At 27.5% G+C, this 16,037-nt stretch carries 17 protein-coding genes; 15 read left to right on the top strand and 2 right to left on the bottom strand.

Annotation, left to right across the window (positions count from 1 at the left end; genetic code table 11):
• The first annotated feature begins 56 nt into the window (after window positions 1-56).
• Complete coding sequence (spoIIR, locus tag BN1711_RS11800) at window positions 57-668, top strand: stage II sporulation protein R (RefSeq protein WP_050608341.1); 612 nt, start codon at window positions 57-59, stop codon at window positions 666-668.
• 35 nt (window positions 669-703) lie between these two features.
• Here spoIIR and BN1711_RS11795 read toward each other — a convergent pair whose 3' ends face one another.
• A complete protein-coding gene (locus BN1711_RS11795; RefSeq protein WP_050608340.1) occupies window positions 704-1,933 on the bottom strand; it encodes an MGDG synthase family glycosyltransferase in 1,230 nt (409 codons plus the stop codon).
• 258 nt (window positions 1,934-2,191) lie between these two features.
• Here BN1711_RS11795 and ypeB point away from each other — a divergent pair, with 258 nt between their 5' ends.
• The 7 genes from ypeB to rho all read left to right on the top strand — a co-directional run bounded on the left by ypeB (window position 2,192) and on the right by rho (window position 9,491).
• A complete protein-coding gene (ypeB, locus tag BN1711_RS11790; protein WP_050608339.1) occupies window positions 2,192-3,562 on the top strand; it encodes a germination protein YpeB in 1,371 nt (456 codons plus the stop codon).
• Window positions 3,563-3,693: 131 nt separating this feature from the next.
• Window positions 3,694-4,674, top strand: coding sequence for a DUF814 domain-containing protein (locus tag BN1711_RS11785; protein ID WP_050608338.1), 981 nt, complete (start codon window positions 3,694-3,696; stop codon window positions 4,672-4,674).
• A gap of 22 nt (window positions 4,675-4,696) precedes the next feature.
• Window positions 4,697-5,119 (top strand): YwiB family protein, encoded by a 423-nt coding sequence (locus BN1711_RS11780; protein WP_050608500.1) that lies wholly within the window; start codon window positions 4,697-4,699, stop codon window positions 5,117-5,119.
• Between the two features lie 57 nt (window positions 5,120-5,176).
• Window positions 5,177-5,521 (top strand): hypothetical protein, encoded by a 345-nt coding sequence (locus BN1711_RS11775; protein WP_243128283.1) that lies wholly within the window; start codon window positions 5,177-5,179, stop codon window positions 5,519-5,521.
• Between the two features lie 195 nt (window positions 5,522-5,716).
• The gene (locus BN1711_RS11770) at window positions 5,717-7,318 is read left to right on the top strand and encodes a CTP synthase (RefSeq protein WP_050608337.1); all 1,602 of its coding nucleotides are present in this window, start codon (window positions 5,717-5,719) and stop codon (window positions 7,316-7,318) included.
• Window positions 7,319-7,512: 194 nt separating this feature from the next.
• Window positions 7,513-7,857, top strand: a complete 345-nt coding sequence (locus BN1711_RS11765) for a hypothetical protein (RefSeq protein ID WP_050608336.1) — start codon at window positions 7,513-7,515, stop codon at window positions 7,855-7,857.
• A 212-nt stretch (window positions 7,858-8,069) separates the two neighbouring features.
• Complete coding sequence (rho, locus tag BN1711_RS11760) at window positions 8,070-9,491, top strand: transcription termination factor Rho (RefSeq protein ID WP_423243715.1); 1,422 nt, start codon at window positions 8,070-8,072, stop codon at window positions 9,489-9,491.
• A gap of 62 nt (window positions 9,492-9,553) precedes the next feature.
• Here the strand turns inward: rho and rpmE are convergent, their stop codons facing one another.
• Complete coding sequence (gene rpmE, locus BN1711_RS11755; RefSeq protein ID WP_050608334.1) at window positions 9,554-9,772, bottom strand: 50S ribosomal protein L31; 219 nt, start codon at window positions 9,770-9,772, stop codon at window positions 9,554-9,556.
• Window positions 9,773-10,001: 229 nt separating this feature from the next.
• Here rpmE and BN1711_RS11750 point away from each other — a divergent pair, with 229 nt between their 5' ends.
• The 7 genes from BN1711_RS11750 to BN1711_RS11720 all read left to right on the top strand — a co-directional run bounded on the left by BN1711_RS11750 (window position 10,002) and on the right by BN1711_RS11720 (window position 16,032).
• Complete coding sequence (locus BN1711_RS11750; protein ID WP_050608333.1) at window positions 10,002-10,577, top strand: thymidine kinase; 576 nt, start codon at window positions 10,002-10,004, stop codon at window positions 10,575-10,577.
• A 13-nt stretch (window positions 10,578-10,590) separates the two neighbouring features.
• Window positions 10,591-11,493: a DUF1385 domain-containing protein gene (locus tag BN1711_RS11745; RefSeq protein ID WP_050608332.1), complete on the top strand. Its 903-nt coding sequence runs from the start codon at window positions 10,591-10,593 to the stop codon at window positions 11,491-11,493.
• A 20-nt stretch (window positions 11,494-11,513) separates the two neighbouring features.
• Window positions 11,514-12,365 carry a peptide chain release factor N(5)-glutamine methyltransferase gene (prmC, locus tag BN1711_RS11740; protein ID WP_050608331.1) on the top strand — a complete coding sequence of 284 codons (852 nt, stop codon included), beginning with the start codon at window positions 11,514-11,516 and terminating at the stop codon, window positions 12,363-12,365.
• 71 nt (window positions 12,366-12,436) lie between these two features.
• Window positions 12,437-13,525: a peptide chain release factor 1 gene (gene prfA / locus BN1711_RS11735; protein WP_187367300.1), complete on the top strand. Its 1,089-nt coding sequence runs from the start codon at window positions 12,437-12,439 to the stop codon at window positions 13,523-13,525.
• 31 nt (window positions 13,526-13,556) lie between these two features.
• On the top strand, window positions 13,557-14,168 hold the full coding sequence (locus BN1711_RS11730; RefSeq protein WP_050608329.1) for a hypothetical protein: 612 nt from the start codon (window positions 13,557-13,559) through the stop codon (window positions 14,166-14,168).
• Window positions 14,169-14,232: 64 nt separating this feature from the next.
• Window positions 14,233-14,955 (top strand): ZIP family metal transporter, encoded by a 723-nt coding sequence (locus BN1711_RS11725; RefSeq protein ID WP_050608328.1) that lies wholly within the window; start codon window positions 14,233-14,235, stop codon window positions 14,953-14,955.
• 18 nt (window positions 14,956-14,973) lie between these two features.
• Entirely contained in the window at window positions 14,974-16,032 is a 1,059-nt protein-coding gene (locus BN1711_RS11720) for an L-threonylcarbamoyladenylate synthase (RefSeq protein WP_050608327.1), read from the top strand.
• Window positions 16,033-16,037: the final 5 nt, after the last annotated feature.

The raw sequence follows: 16,037 nt of genomic DNA, 5'->3' as shown, positions 1-16,037 counted from the left end.
TAATACTTGTCAATAATATCTAATGAAATTAAATATACATAAAAGGAGAGATTTTTATGAAAAAGATAATGGGTATTATAAGTATTATAGTTATATTTTTAATTGGTTTACAATTTATATATATTAATAATAGTACAAGCGTTGGGGAGGATATATCACATAAAATAATAAGATTTCATGTAATAGCAAATAGTGATACATTAGAGGATCAAAGTTTAAAATTAAAAGTTAAAGACGAAGTAATAAAATATATGATGCCAAAATTAAAGGAAAGTAAAAATATAAATGAATCTAGAAAGATATTAAGACAAAATGATAATGCTATAAAAGAGATTGCATTTAATGTAATAAAAGAATATGGCTATGATTATTCAGTAAATACATCTTTAGATAGAGAAAAATTTCCTATAAAAACTTATGGTAATATAACCTTACCTCAGGGTGATTATGAAGCATACAAAATAACAATAGGATCTGGGGAAGGACAAAATTGGTGGTGTGTTATGTTTCCTCCATTATGTTTTGTAGATGTTACAAAAGGACAAGTTTCTGATAAAAAAACAGAGGAACAAATGAAAAGAGTTTTAAATAGTAATGAATATAAATATATAGATAACAATAATAAGCCTGTACAGGTTAAATTTAAAATAGCAGAATCTTTAAAATAAATAAAGTCTCTGTGATGGATTAATACACAGAGACTTTACAATAAAAATTTATTGCTAGCATTAATAAGATACTTTTCTAAAGATTTAAAAAAATTTTTAGAAGAAGTATCAGAATAAGTTTTTTTTTCAGATTTCTTATTTTCTTTAATATTCATTAAAAAAAAATTAATTAATTCATAAACCTTATTTCCAGAGTAAGGTTTAGCAAATTTATTACAATTTTTCCTCATAATATTTAATTTCTCAGGGGAAGATAGTAAGTTACTTATTATGTCCTTAGTATTTTCTAAGGAATCAATGTTTACAGCTAAATTATGCTTTAATAAAAATTCTGTATTTTTTTCTTCTTGACCAGGAATAGGAGAAAATGTGGCTATAGGTATATTACATATTAAAGCTTCTGTAATTGTAAGCCCGCCTGGTTTAGTAAGAAGTAAATCACAACATTGCATATATTTATTTACTTTGTCTGTAAATCCTATAATTTTAGTAGCTTTGATTGAAGATTTTTTTAATTTATTAAGTTGAGAAAAAAGTTTTTCATTACTGCCGGTTATTATTATTATTTGTATATCTTGTTCTATCTTTAAAAGCTCAGCATATAGTTCAGTTATTTTACCTATACCTAAGCTTCCCCCCATTACTAATAAGGTAGTTTTATTAGTGGATAATCCCAAATCTTTTAAAGTTTCTTCCTTATTAAACTTTTTCAGAAAGTCTGGTTTTACAGGTATTCCATAATCAAAAACTTTTTCTTTTAATACTCCTCTTTTAGACATTTCATCGATCATGTCATTATTGGATACTACATAAGCATCTGTATGTTTTTGTATCCACAAACTGTGAGGAGCATAGTCTGTAAGTATAGTTAATAGAGGTATATTTAATTTACCTTTTTCCTTCATGATTGATACCATTTCTGCAGGGAATGGATGAGTACATACAATTATGTTTGGATTAAACTTTTTTATTATAGGTGATAATTTATAAGTCATAATTTTGTTGAAATTAGAACTTATCATTGATGCTAATCCATCATCCGATTCCGAATGTGCGTAGAGTTTCCCAAATAATGATGGAGTTATTTTTATAGTTTTTAAATAACTACCTATAACTACTTTATCAATTATTGGATTAATATGTTTTAAGGTATCAATCACCTCAACTTTAGCTTTTGGATTATTTAATTTTATATAGATTTTAAGTGCTTCAGCTGCATGACTATGACCACCACCAGCAGAAACAGATAATATTAAAACTTTCATTCATTCACCCTCTGATTTATTAAGTAATAGTTTTTAATGCATTTATGAGGAACGCAATAATGAAACATATTTACTTATACATAATAACATTATATAAAATAAAAGTATAATAATAAACTAAATTAAAAATTTTTCTTTAAATATTATTATACATTAAAAATGAAAATAAATACTTAAATTTATCAATTGTAATAATTATGAATAAGCTAGGGAATAAATACAGATAATATGTAGAGAAAAAGTTGGGAGGTTATGAAAATGAAACAAAGTAGCAAAAGAATATTATATACCTTAGTTGTAACCTTGATAATAGTTTTTTCTACTACTTTTTCAGTATTAATGCTTCTAGAAAGAAATGATTATAAAAATTATCTACAAGGTGAATATAGCAAAAACATATACGAACTAATATCATCGGTACAAAATATACGAACAAATTTATCAAAGGCGGCGATTGTAGGCTCAAGGGATCAAGAAATTGTAGTGTTTGAAGAAATATTTAGGCATGCATCTACCGCTAATGATAAATTACATTCCCTGCCTATATCTCAAAATACTATAGGAGATACAAGTAAATTTTTGATTCAGGTTGGTGATTTTTCTAATAATTTAACAAAATCCATAGTACAAAATAAAAATCTTTCTACAAAGGATTATGATAATATAGAAAAATTAAAAAATGAATCTCTTAGATTAGAGAATCAATTAAGAAATGTAGTTATGGATATAAATGAAGGAAGAATAGGATGGGGAGAAATAAGAAAAAAGGTAAGTGGTGTATTAGCAAGAGAAGATAAAAATTCAATAACAAATCAGTTCCAAGCTATACAAAAACAAGTTATACAATATCCAGCTTTAATTTATGATGGACCTTTTTCAGATAATATTTTAAAAATAAACCCTAGAATTAATAATGATAAAGTAGTAAATGAAAAAGAAGCAGAAAAATTTATTAGAAAAATAATAGGTGAAAAAAATATAGAATCTGTAAAATTAGATGCGAATAAAAAAGGTAGTAGGATAGATAGTTATAGATTTTTAGTTTCTATGAAAGGAAGAAAAGGAAACAACGGTAATGTTACTGCGGAGGTAAGTAAACATGGTGGTAAATTACTATATATGCTAGATCAAAGAAATGTAGGTCAACCTAAAATTAAATCTAAGGAAGCTGTTGAGATAGGAAATAAATATTTAAAAGAATTAGGATTTAATAATATGATTCCTACATATAATTTAACTTATGAGAACATAATGGTAATAAATTATGTATATAAACAAGGAAATACAATTATTTATCCAGATCAAGTTAAATTAAAGATAGCTCTAGATAACGGAAACATTATAGGAGTGGAATCAGAAAAATATTTAATTTCACATTATAATAGGCAATTAAATAATGTTTCTAAGATATCAGAAGCAGAAGCTAAGAAAAACATAAGCAAAAACTTACAAATTACCAATGTTAGATTAGCTGTTATTCCTACAGAAAATGATAATGAAGTTTTAGCTTATGAATTCTCAGGAAACTATAAAAAAGATAAATTTAAAATATATATTAATGCAAAAACCGGATATGAAGAAAAAATAATACAAATTATTGATACTCCTAATGGGGAATTGACAATATAACTTTTATAAAGGAAAATAATATAGAGTGAGTATATAAAATATATTCACTCTATTTTATTGATTTTATTATTGAATTATAATAATAAATGTTGTAAACTATGAAATAAAAAAATATAGAGAGGTTGAATTTTATGGTAAGAGCTTTAGCTATGATATCAGGGGGATTAGATAGTATACTTGCAGCAAAACTTATAAAGGATCAAGGCATAGAAGTTATAGGTATATGTTTTAAGTCTTATTTCTTCAACGAAAATAGTGCTATAAAAATGACTAAGCAAATTGGTATACCTTTAAAAGTTATAGATTTTTCTAAAGAACATTTACAAATGCTTAAAAATCCAAAGCATGGATATGGAAAAAATATGAACCCTTGTATTGATTGTCATGCTATGATGATGAATTATTCAGGAAAGTTATTAGAAGAGTTTGATGCAGACTTTATTATTACAGGAGAAGTATTAAACCAAAGACCTATGTCACAAAATAAATCAGCTTTAGATATAGTAAAAAAAGAATCAGGATTTAAAGATAAAATATTAAGACCTTTGTGTGCTAAAAATTTAAAGCCTACTTCTATTGAATTAGAAGGATTAGTAGATAGGGAAAAACTATTAAATATATCTGGTAGAAGTAGAAAAATTCAAATGGAATTAGCAGAAAAGTGGGATATAAAGGATTATCCTTCATCAGCAGGGGGATGTAAGCTTACAGAACCTAATTATTCTAAAAGATTAAGAGATTTACTTAGTCATAGAGAAAATGAAGACCCACGAGAAATTGAATTATTAAAATATGGACGACACTTTAGAGTATCTGATAATGCTAAGATAATATCTACAAGAACTAAAGAAGAATGTGATGATATAAAGGGGTTATTACGTCATGATGATTATATATTTTTAGCAAAAGATTATAAAGGATCCATGGTTATAATTGTAGGAGATCCTGGTATGGAAGATATAGAGGCTGCTGCAAAGATAACTGCTAGGTACTCAAAAGGAAAAGATGAAAAAATAGTTACTGTGAAATATGGAAAGTTTAATACCCCATCCAATAATTCAATACAAGTGGAACCTCCTACAGAGGATTATATAAATAGTTGCATAATATAATAGAAGGGGAATGGTAAAAGTTATGAAGAAAAGAGCTCTTATACATGTTTTAAGTTCCCAACCAGAAAATGATGAAAAAGAAGAATCAATAGAAGTAGTTACTCCGGGTAGTTTTTATAAAAAAGATAATGATTATTATGCTGTTTATGAAGAAACAGAGATATCTGGTATGGAGGGAACTACTACTACGTTAAAGATAGGTGCAAATAAGTTTTCATTAATAAGAATGGGAAGTACTACAACAAAAATGGAATTTGAAGAAGATAAAGAAAAAATATCTATGTATAGTACACCTTATGGGACTTTAGAAATAAACATCATTACTAAAGAGTTACAAATAAATGTAGATGATACAGGAGGCGAAATTTTTATTAGTTATGATATGGGTATTTCGGGAGAAGATACTCAACATATTAATTTAGATATAAAAATAAGACCTCAATAGAAAAAAACCTCATCTGGTTATAGGTGGGGTTTTACTTATGTTTAAAAGCATATCATATTGGCAATATTATTAATAAAAGTATATGGGGTGGTAACATTGTCTTATTTTGATAATAGTAATGATAAATATAGTAATATAATAAAGTTGCTATGTAAATATAAAGGAATATCCGATGAGGATTTAATAAAAATAATGAAAGATGAAGATTGTAGGTATTTATTATTTTTATTAATAAGAAAATATAATTGCATAAACATGAAGAGATTAAGTAAAGATTTTAAAATAGAAAGTTATAATCATTTATGTGATAACTTAGAAAGAGCAGAAGAAATGTTATTGTTAGATAGAAAAATAAGAGACATGTTTTTTGAGGCTGGGGATATAATAGATAATACAAAATAATAAAATCAAAAAAATAAAAAAAAGTAGTAGCACAATGTTTTAAATTGTGATAATATATATAAGTATTTTCATAATAATATACATAGAAAACCCATTCTATCATTTTGTGAGGGTAATGTCTATTATATATGAATTTCAATAGATTGTCAATAATTTTTTGGTAATTATATAAAGTTTTATATTAGGAGGAAGTACATGAGCACTAAATATATATTTGTAACAGGAGGAGTTGTTTCTTCATTAGGAAAAGGAATAACGGCAGCTTCGTTAGGAAGGCTATTAAAAAATAGAGGAATTAAAGTTTCTATACAAAAATTTGATCCATATATAAATATTGATCCAGGTACAATGAGCCCATATCAACATGGAGAGGTTTTTGTTACTGAAGATGGCGCAGAAACAGATTTAGACCTAGGACATTATGAAAGATTTATAGATGAGAATTTAAGTAAAAATAGCAACGTAACTACAGGAAAAATATATTGGTCAGTTATTTCAAAGGAAAGAAGGGGAGACTATTTAGGAGCTACTGTACAAGTTATACCTCATATAACTAATGAAATAAAGTCTAGGGTATATAGAGTAGCTAAGGAAAAAGATGTAGATGTTGTTATAACTGAGATAGGAGGAACTATAGGAGATATAGAATCCCTACCGTTTTTAGAAGCTATAAGACAAATAAAATATGAAGTAGGAAGAGAAAATGTATGTTTTATACATGTAACATTAGTTCCTTACCTAGGAGCAGCTGGAGAACTTAAAACCAAGCCAACACAACATTCCGTAAAAGAACTTAGAAGTATAGGAATTCAACCAGATATAATAGTTTGTCGTTCAGAAAAAAATATACCAGAAGATCTAAAAAAGAAAATTGGATTATTCTGTAATGTTGAATCAGAAGATGTTATACAAAATCTTAATGCATCTAACTTATATGAGGTTCCATTAATGCTTCATAAGGAAGGGTTAGATAATCTGGTTTGCAAAAAACTAGGATTATCTTGTAATAAAATAGATAATTCAGAATGGAACTCTATGGTAGAAAACATAAAAAATATTTCAAAGAATGTTACTATAGCTTTAGTAGGAAAATATGTAGAATTACATGATGCATATATATCTGTTGTGGAAGCATTAAATCACGGGGGATATGCTAATAATTGTGATGTTAATATTAAGTGGATTAATGCAGAAGATATAAAAGAGGAAAGTATAGATACTTACCTAAAAGATGTAGATGGTGTTCTTCTACCAGGTGGATTTGGAGATAGAGGTGTAGAAGGTAAAATTCTTGCTGCTAACTGGGCAAGAAAAAATAAAGTGCCATTTTTGGGTATATGTTTAGGTATGCAATGTGCAGTAATTGAATTTTCTAGAAATGTTTTAGGATTTAAGGATGCTAATAGTTCAGAGATAAATCCAAATACTCAATATCCTGTAATAGATTTGATGCCAGATCAAAAAGATATAGATGATAAAGGTGGAACTATGAGACTCGGTTCATATCCTTGTAAATTGTTAAAGGAATCTAAGGCATATGAATCCTATGGTGAAGAAGTTATATATGAAAGACATAGACACAGATACGAATTTAATAATGAGTACAGAAACGAATTGACTAAGGCAGGTTTAATTTTATCAGGATTAAGTCCTGATGAGAGATTAGTAGAAATAGTGGAAGTAGAAGACCATCCATTTTATGTAGCAGTTCAATTCCATCCAGAACTTAAATCAAGACCTAATAGACCACATCCATTATTTAAAAGTCTTATAAAAGCAGCTATAAATAATAAATAGTAAAGAATGGCTATTAAAAATAATTTTTAATAGCCATTCTTTTTATTTAAAGTTATTGAAAAATTTTATTTTATATGCCAATTAGAGGAATTTTGCAATATTTATAGAATTATATATAAAGAAAAATATCAATTAATAAAATTAAACAAAGAATATTGAAGTTTATTGAAGAAAATAAGAGGAGGTGACTTATTATGGCTTTACAAACAGAACTGGCTATAGCTATTAAAAACGAATTTTGTGAGTATGATATAGTAGACTTTTCCTTATTTAACATATCAAAAATAAATTATAGTAATACACTACTAAAAATAACTAAACATAAGTTCAATAATATTTATTTTAATGTAAAATGTCCTTTATGTGGAAATATTCATAAATATAATTATAATATAGTTGAGTTTCTAAAAAGAGATATGATAGTTGGTGGTTGTGAAGTTTTGGGGTCACCACTATTTTACATAGGTAAAAAAGAAATGGTTGAAAAAAGAGCAAATAAATATAATGAAATATCTAGAAGTTTATATATGATGATGTAGAAATTTTTCTACTCATCTATTTACATTTATTTAAAATGATGTGGATTAAAATATGTAAATAGGTTATAATATACAATATGCTTTAACATATATTTTCTATATTTTTTATTTAAATCTTTTCTTACTGAGTTCTTTTGGTATTTTCCCATATTCATATATATAAAATTAAATAATGAGAGGTGTTGTTTTTGACAAGTAAAGGATACGATAGTATGACCGTAAAAGAATTGCGTGAAATAGCTAAAAAGCTAAACGTAAAAAATATATCCAAATTTAAAAAAAGTGAGCTTATAGATAAAATCAAAGAGATTAATCCTACAGTAATAGAGAAGAACGGAGAAATATTAGTAGAAAAAATAACCCATAAAAATACTACTAATACATTTAACGAAGTTAACAATAAGCACAATAATGAAAGAGATAAACCAAATTTAGTACATAGAAATGTAGAAGAAGATAGAGGAAAAAAAGAAAAATTAAAAAATATGATAAATGAATCCCAAAGTGCAGTAGGAGTTTTAGAAATAATTGAAAATAACACTTATGGGTTTTTAAGGGGAAATAATTATTTATCAGGTCCGGAAGATATATATGTGTCACCATCACAAATACGTAAATTTAATTTAAGAACTGGAGATGCGGTACAGGGTAAAGTTAGAATACCTAAAGAAGGAGAAAAATTTAAGGCATTAATATATGTTGAAAAGGTGAATGGAGAAAATCCAGAAAGAGCTATAGGAAGAAAGCCATTTGAAAGTTTAGTTCCTATATATCCTAATGAAAGAATAAAATTAGAGTATAATTCACAAAATTTGTCTACTAGGCTTATGGATATAATTTGCCCTATAGGTAAAGGACAAAGAGGTATAATAGTAGCCCCTCCAAAAGCGGGAAAAACCACTCTTCTTAAAAAAATAGCTCAGAGCATTTCAAAGAATACTCCATCAATAAAACTTATAGTATTATTAATTGATGAAAGACCAGAAGAAGTTACAGATATGCAAAGATCTATAAATGGAGAAGTAATATATTCAACTTTTGATGAAGAACCTGAACATCATACGAAAGTGGCTTATATGGTACTTGAAAGAGCTAAAAGAATGGTAGAACAAGGACAAGATGTAGTAATACTTTTAGATAGTATTACAAGATTGTCTAGAGCATATAATTTGACTATAAATCCTACAGGTAGAACATTATCTGGAGGATTAGATCCTGGAGCTTTAGTGATGCCTAAAAAATTCTTTGGAGCAGCCAGAAATATAGAAAATGGTGGAAGTTTAACTATCTTAGCTACTGCTCTTACGGAAACTGGTAGTAGAATGGATGACATGATATATGAGGAATTTAAGGGTACTGGAAATATGGAAGTACATCTTAATAGAAAACTACAAGAAAGAAGAATATTCCCTGCTATAGATATATATAAATCAGGTACTAGAAGAGATGATTTATTATTCGCAGATAATCTAGAAAAAGAAACTGCATTTAATATTAGAAATTTATTGTATAGTGAGAATAATACGGATAATGTAACAGAACAAATCTTAAGTTTTCTTTCAAAAACAAAAACTAATAGGGAATTTTTAGAAATTATAAATAAAATAGATATGAATAAAAACAACAGAGGATAAAAAAATAAAGGCAGAAAATCTGCCTTGGGATTTGCCTAATCTAAAGAGATTAGGTTCTTTTTTTATTTTACATCTTCGCTAGATAAATTAAATTTCTTCATAAATTTATCAACTCTTCCACCAGCATCAACAATCTTTTGTTTACCAGTGAAGAATGGATGGCATTTAGAGCATATTTCTACTTTTAATTCTTTTTCAGTGGAACCAGTTGTAAAAGTATTACCACATGCACATTTAACTACAGCATCATGATGATATTCTGGATGTATGCCTTCTCTCATTATTTTCACCTCTTTCAAATTAAGTGTTAATATCACTATTTTAACTACATTATTATAACATAGGCGTTTCTTTTAAGTCAACAAATTAAAGATATTGTATAAAATGGTTTAAAAGATTATTTTAAGATATATTTTAGCATATAAGTATTATTTTTAAAATAAACTAGTCCTTTATTATAGTTATTAGTTTTGATAAAATAGATTTGTTTATTATAGTGGAGGTGTTTTTATGTACGGACCGAAAAATCATGGATGGATTGAAGTAATAGCTGGACCTATGTATAGCGGAAAAACAGAAGAACTTATAAGAAGGCTTAGGCGTGCAAAACTTGCAAAACAAAATATACAAGTATTCAAACCAGAGATTGACAATAGGTATAGTAAGGATGATATAGTATCACATATAGGGGATACTATGGAAGCTATTCCTGTTAAAAGCAGTGAAGATATATTAAAATTATTACTAGAAGATACGGACGTAGTTGCCATTGATGAGGCACAATTTTTTGATGAAAAATTAGTACATATAGTAAATAGTATAGCCAATAATAATAAAAGAGTCATATGTGCAGGATTGGATATGGATTTTAAGGGAGAACCTTTTGGATGTATGCCAAAGCTTATGGCTATAGCAGAATTTGTGGACAAAATACAAGCAATTTGTATGGTATGTAATAATCCCGCTACAAGAACTCAAAGATTGATAGATGGAAATCCTGCTAGATATTCAGATCCAGTAGTCTTAATAGGAGCTAAGGAATCTTATGAGGCAAGATGTAGAAAGTGTCATTGTGTTCCAAAGTAAATGAGGTGATTTAATGGGGATAAAAACAAATGTTGGTGGACAGGCTGTTTTAGAAGGAGTAATGATGAGGGGGAGAGATGGCATAGCCACAGCAGTCAGAGTGCCTAGTGGTAAAATAGAAATCGATAAACAAAATTATATTTCTTATACTAAAAGGAATAAAATATTTTCAATGCCGGTAATAAGAGGTTTTGTATCACTTATAGAATCTTTAGTTATAGGAATAAAAACTTTAAATTATTCTGCTTCATTCTTTGAAGATGAGGAAGAAGAGAGTAATTTTGATAAAATATTGAAACAAATATTTAAAGATAAAGCAGACAATATATTGATAGGAATTAGTCTTTTCATATCTTTTATAATAGCATTATTATTATTTTTTGCTTTACCAACCTTTACGGCAAATTTATTTAAAAAAATAGGGATTAGAGGAACAATAGCATTAAATATAATAGAAGGAATAATAAGGGTAAGTATATTTTTGTTATATATTTTTAGTATAGGTAAATTAGAGGATATAAAAAGAGTTTTTGAATATCACGGAGCTGAACATAAAACTATATATTGTTATGAAAATGAGGTAGAACTTATACCTGAAAATTGTAAAAATTTCAGTAGATTACATCCAAGATGTGGTACTAATTTTTTATTTTTGGTTATGATAGTAAGTATAATCTTATTTTCATTTACAGGATGGAATAACATTTGGGAAAGAATTTTCTGTAGAATAATATTGTTACCTTTAGTTTCAGGTATTACTTATGAAATTATAAAATGGTTGGGAAAAAGCGAAAGTTATTTTGCCAAATTTATAGCTTATCCAGGTCTTATGCTACAAAAATTAACTACTAGGGAACCTGATATACAGCAATTAGAGGTTGCTATTGCGGCACTAAAGGTTGCAGAAAATATATAAAATTTGATGGAGTGATATAGTTGAACTTGAAAGAAGTATTAATAAACGGATATAATAAACTTAAGTATGAGGCTATAGATAGCTATCAATTAGACACCCAGCTTCTATTGTGTAAAGTATTAAATAAAGATAGGATATTTATATTAACAAACCCTGATTATAAATTAAATGAAGAAGAATTAAATAAGTTTTACGATTTGTTAAATTTAAGAAAAAATAAAATGCCTATGAAATATATATTAGGCAAGGCTGAATTTATGGGAATAGAATTTAATGTTAAGGAAGGCGTTTTAATACCTAGGCCAGATACAGAAATACTAGTAGAGTCGGTTATAGAAGAAATAAAACAAAATAATTTTACTGATATATGTGATTTATGTTGTGGAAGTGGGATTATAGGTATAACTATAGCAAGATTTTTAAAAAATACTAATATAGAGAGCTATGATATATCAGATATAGCTTTTAATGTAACTTTAGAGAATATAAATAAATTTTCTTTAGGTGAAAGGGTAAAGGTTTATAAAAGTGATTTATTACAAAGAGCAATAGAAAATCATTTAAAATTTGATGTTATAGTGTCTAATCCACCTTATATAAGAGAAAAAATTATAGAAACTCTTATGGAAGATGTAAAGGAATATGAACCATTTGAAGCTTTATGTGGAGGAAAAGACGGATTAGATTTTTATAAAAAAATAGCTTTTCAAAGTTTGAAGGTTTTAAAAAAAAGTGGTATTATAGCTTTTGAAATAGGATATGATCAGAAAGAAGATGTAGAAGAAATACTAAAAATGTACGAATATATAAATATAGAATGTATTAAAGATTTAGCAGGAAAAAATAGAGTAATAAAGGCTGTTAAGGGGTAAAATTATTTGTAATTAATTTATTAATTATGGTATAATATTATGTTGTTAAAATATATTTACGGAGTGAGAAAATAATGTTAGAGAGACTTAATTTTATAGAAAATAAATACGAAGAACTATCTAATAAAATTAGTGACCCTTCAGTTATGGCAAATCAAAGTGAGTGGCAAAAACTTTGTAAGGAACATGCAGACTTAGAAATTATAGTTACAAAATTTAAAGAATATAAAAAAGTAAAAGAAGACTTAGAAGCAGATAAAGAAATGTTAAAGGAAGACATAGACAAAGAATTAAAAGAAATGGCTCAAGAGGAAATAAAAGAGTTAACTATTCAAGAAGAAGAGTTACAAAATGAGTTAACTATACTTTTATTACCTAAAGATCCCAATGATGACAAAGATGTTTTTATAGAAATAAGAGCAGGTGCTGGTGGAGAAGAAGCAGCATTATTTGCAGCAAACCTTTTAAGAATGTATAGTAGATTTGCAGAAAGAAAACATTGGAAAGTTGAAACTATAAGTTTAAATGCTACAGATATTGGTGGACTTAAAGAAGTAACTGTAGCAGTAAAAGGAAAAGGTGCTTATAGTAAATTAAAATATGAAAGTGGAGTTCATAGAGTTCAAAGAGTTCCTGATACTGAATCAAGTGGTAGAATACACACATCTACGGCTACAGTAGCGGTACTTCCAGAAGTAGATGATGTAGATATAACTATAAACCAAAATGATTTAAGGATAGATGTATTTAGAGCTTCAGGGCATGGTGGTCAGTGCGTAAATACTACAGACTCAGCAGTAAGAATTACTTATTTACCTACAGGTCTTGTAGTTACATGTCAAGATGAAAAGTCACAGTTAAAAAATAAAGAAAAAGCTATGAAAGTTTTAAGGGCTAGATTATATGAAGAAGCAGAAGCTAAAAGACATGCCAATATAGCAGAAGATAGGAAGAGCCAAGTAGGTACAGGAGATAGAAGTGAAAGAATAAGAACTTATAACTATCCACAAGGAAGGATAACAGATCATAGAATAGGATTAACTTTATATAAATTAGAATCTTTCTTAGATGGAGATATAGATGAGGTAATCGAGGCTTTGATTACTGAGGATCAAGCAGAGAAGATGAAAGATTTAGGGACTAATAAGAATGGTTTTTAATAAAGTAGTATTTTAGAAAGAAGAGGTAATTATGGATTTAAATAAAGCTATTAGAAAGCAAAATAAATCTTTTAAAAGATTTCTGCTATCTATGTGCTTTATTTTTTTGCTGCTACCTTTAATTCTGTATTTATATGGTGAGTTTAACAATATATTCTATTTATCTTATTTGATGTTAATAGAGGGATTAATTATAATATCTATTTTAATTAGAATAAATAGAGAAAAGCTAGAATTTTACTATAATAATAATAGATTAAGAGTAATATTAGGATTAACCAATAGGAGACTAAACATAGCCTGCGATAAGATAAAATTTGTTCACGTTGAAAATTTTGAAGATGTTTATGGCAATGAAGACTTTAAAATAATTTTATTATCTAATTCTAAATTTAGAAGTGAAAGAATGATACCTATAAACAAAAAGTTCTTACAGAAGTATCCTTATATATATCAATTTTATGCTAAACTTAAAAAAATTGATCCAGAAAGAGATTATTATTATACTGTTATAAAAAGAGGTGGATTAAAAAAATATTATTTGTTAGATGCTATTTATAGAACTTGTGTGTATGCTAATTTTACAGATGAAACTGTAGAAAAAATAAAAGAATTAAGAAAAGAAATAAATATAGATGATTAACTATAGAATATTTACTAAAATAAAGTAATAAATATCATATATAAACAATAATTAAGGTGATTTTTTGCTAAGTAATACGCTTTATTTTATTTTAATAGGTGGATTTGTATCTTTAGTAGGTACAGTCCTAGGAGCTTTAATAGGGGTATCTATAAAAAATCCTTCAAATAAACTATTATCTAAGCTTGTAGCATTTTCTGGCGGTCTTATGATGGCTATAGTTGTTTTTGATCTTATACCTGAGGCATTAAAAAAATGGCATTTTCCGGGAGTAGTACTTTTTTGTATATTAGGTATAATAATTATAATGTTTGTGGATAACAAGACAAATAGTATAAACATTAATGAACATAAAAAAGTAGCTTTTTTAACCTCTATAGGCATCATGCTTCATAATTTTCCAGAAGGTATTATAATGGGATGCGGATTTGCAGCGGGTAATAATCTAGGAATTAAAATGGCAATAATAATAGCCATACATGATATACCAGAAGGAATAGCAGTAGCTGCACCTTTAATTGCTTCAAAAGAAAATGTTGTTAAAACTTTTCTATATGTAGTGTTTACAGCACTTCCTACATGTTTAGGAACTTTTTTTGGAGCCTTTATAGTAAATATTTCTAATTTATTATTAGGAATGTTTATATCTTTAGCAGCGGGAATAATGTTATACGTTGTATGTATGGATATGATACCAGAGGCTGCTTATCTAGGTGATAAAAAAATATCTTTTATATACGGTAGTATAGGTGTAATTATAGGTTTAATCATAATTAATATATTGTAACTTAGGATGGTGTTTAAAATGGATACAAAGGTTATAAAGTTAGATAAAAATAAATTGGATTATAAGGAGGCTATAAAAGAAGCAGGTAAAGCTCTAAGAGAGGGAAAATTAGTAGTATTTCCTACGGAAACAGTGTATGGATTGGGTGCTAATGCTTTGGATGAAGAAGCAGTAAAAAAAATATTTAAAGCTAAAGGGAGACCACAAGATAATCCTTTAATAGTGCATATTTCTAATGAGAGGGAAATAAAACCTTTAGTTACAGAAGTTCCTTCTATTGCAAAAAAATTAATGGATAAATTTTGGCCAGGACCTATGACTATAATATTCCCTAAAGCAGATATTATACCACATGGAACTAGTGCTGGGCTTGACAGTATCGGGATAAGGATGCCATCAAATGATATTGCGAGAAATTTGATAATGGAGGCTAAAGTGCCAATAGCAGCACCATCAGCTAATTTATCAGGTAAACCTAGTCCTACTGATATAAACAGATGTATAGAAGATTTATCAGGTAAGGTTGATTATATATTAGGTGGAGAAAATTCAAAAGTAGGGGTAGAATCTACAGTAATAGATTGCAGTACTTATCCTCCTTGTGTACTAAGACCAGGTGGAATAACTTTGGAAATGCTTAAAGAGGTAGATGAGAATATATATGTAGATCCTGCTATAATGAATAAACCAAATGAAGATTTTAAACCTAAAGCCCCAGGAATGAAGTACAGACATTATGCACCTAATGCTCCATTAAAAATAATTCAAGGAGATTTAAATAAAACTATTGCAAAAATTAATGAAATAGTGCAAAATTATATAGATGGTGGAAAAAGAGTAGGCATAATTGCTACAGATGAAACTTTAAATGAATATAAAAGTGGAGAAATTGTGTCTTTAGGTAGTAGAAAGGAATTATGTACTGTAGCACATAATTTATTTAATGTACTAAGAGAATTTGATGATAAGAATGTAGATATAATACTTTCAGAAGCCTTTGAAGAAAAAGGTATAGGACTTGCGATTATGAATAGGCTTAAAAAATCGGCAGGTTTTGATATTATAAAGTTAGATTAGGAGGA

Source organism: Clostridium niameyense (assembly GCF_001243045.1).
In the GTDB taxonomy this organism is placed as follows: Bacteria; Bacillota; Clostridia; order Clostridiales; family Clostridiaceae; genus Clostridium_F; species Clostridium_F niameyense.
This window is presented reverse-complemented; position numbering and strand designations above follow the sequence as displayed.

What these genes read in the sequence shown, in the direction of transcription:
- spoIIR (WP_050608341.1), top strand. Translation starts at nt 57, where the DNA reads ATGAAAAAGATAATGGGTATTATAAGTATTATAGTTATATTTTTAATT.
- BN1711_RS11795 (WP_050608340.1), bottom strand. Translation starts at nt 1,933, where the DNA reads ATGAAAGTTTTAATATTATCTGTTTCTGCTGGTGGTGGTCATAGTCAT.
- ypeB (WP_050608339.1), top strand. Translation starts at nt 2,192, where the DNA reads ATGAAACAAAGTAGCAAAAGAATATTATATACCTTAGTTGTAACCTTG.
- BN1711_RS11785 (WP_050608338.1), top strand. Translation starts at nt 3,694, where the DNA reads ATGGTAAGAGCTTTAGCTATGATATCAGGGGGATTAGATAGTATACTT.
- BN1711_RS11780 (WP_050608500.1), top strand. Translation starts at nt 4,697, where the DNA reads ATGAAGAAAAGAGCTCTTATACATGTTTTAAGTTCCCAACCAGAAAAT.
- BN1711_RS11770 (WP_050608337.1), top strand. Translation starts at nt 5,717, where the DNA reads ATGAGCACTAAATATATATTTGTAACAGGAGGAGTTGTTTCTTCATTA.
- BN1711_RS11765 (WP_050608336.1), top strand. Translation starts at nt 7,513, where the DNA reads ATGGCTTTACAAACAGAACTGGCTATAGCTATTAAAAACGAATTTTGT.
- rho (WP_423243715.1), top strand. Translation starts at nt 8,070, where the DNA reads ATGACCGTAAAAGAATTGCGTGAAATAGCTAAAAAGCTAAACGTAAAA.
- rpmE (WP_050608334.1), bottom strand. Translation starts at nt 9,772, where the DNA reads ATGAGAGAAGGCATACATCCAGAATATCATCATGATGCTGTAGTTAAA.
- BN1711_RS11750 (WP_050608333.1), top strand. Translation starts at nt 10,002, where the DNA reads ATGTACGGACCGAAAAATCATGGATGGATTGAAGTAATAGCTGGACCT.
- BN1711_RS11745 (WP_050608332.1), top strand. Translation starts at nt 10,591, where the DNA reads ATGGGGATAAAAACAAATGTTGGTGGACAGGCTGTTTTAGAAGGAGTA.
- BN1711_RS11730 (WP_050608329.1), top strand. Translation starts at nt 13,557, where the DNA reads ATGGATTTAAATAAAGCTATTAGAAAGCAAAATAAATCTTTTAAAAGA.
- BN1711_RS11720 (WP_050608327.1), top strand. Translation starts at nt 14,974, where the DNA reads ATGGATACAAAGGTTATAAAGTTAGATAAAAATAAATTGGATTATAAG.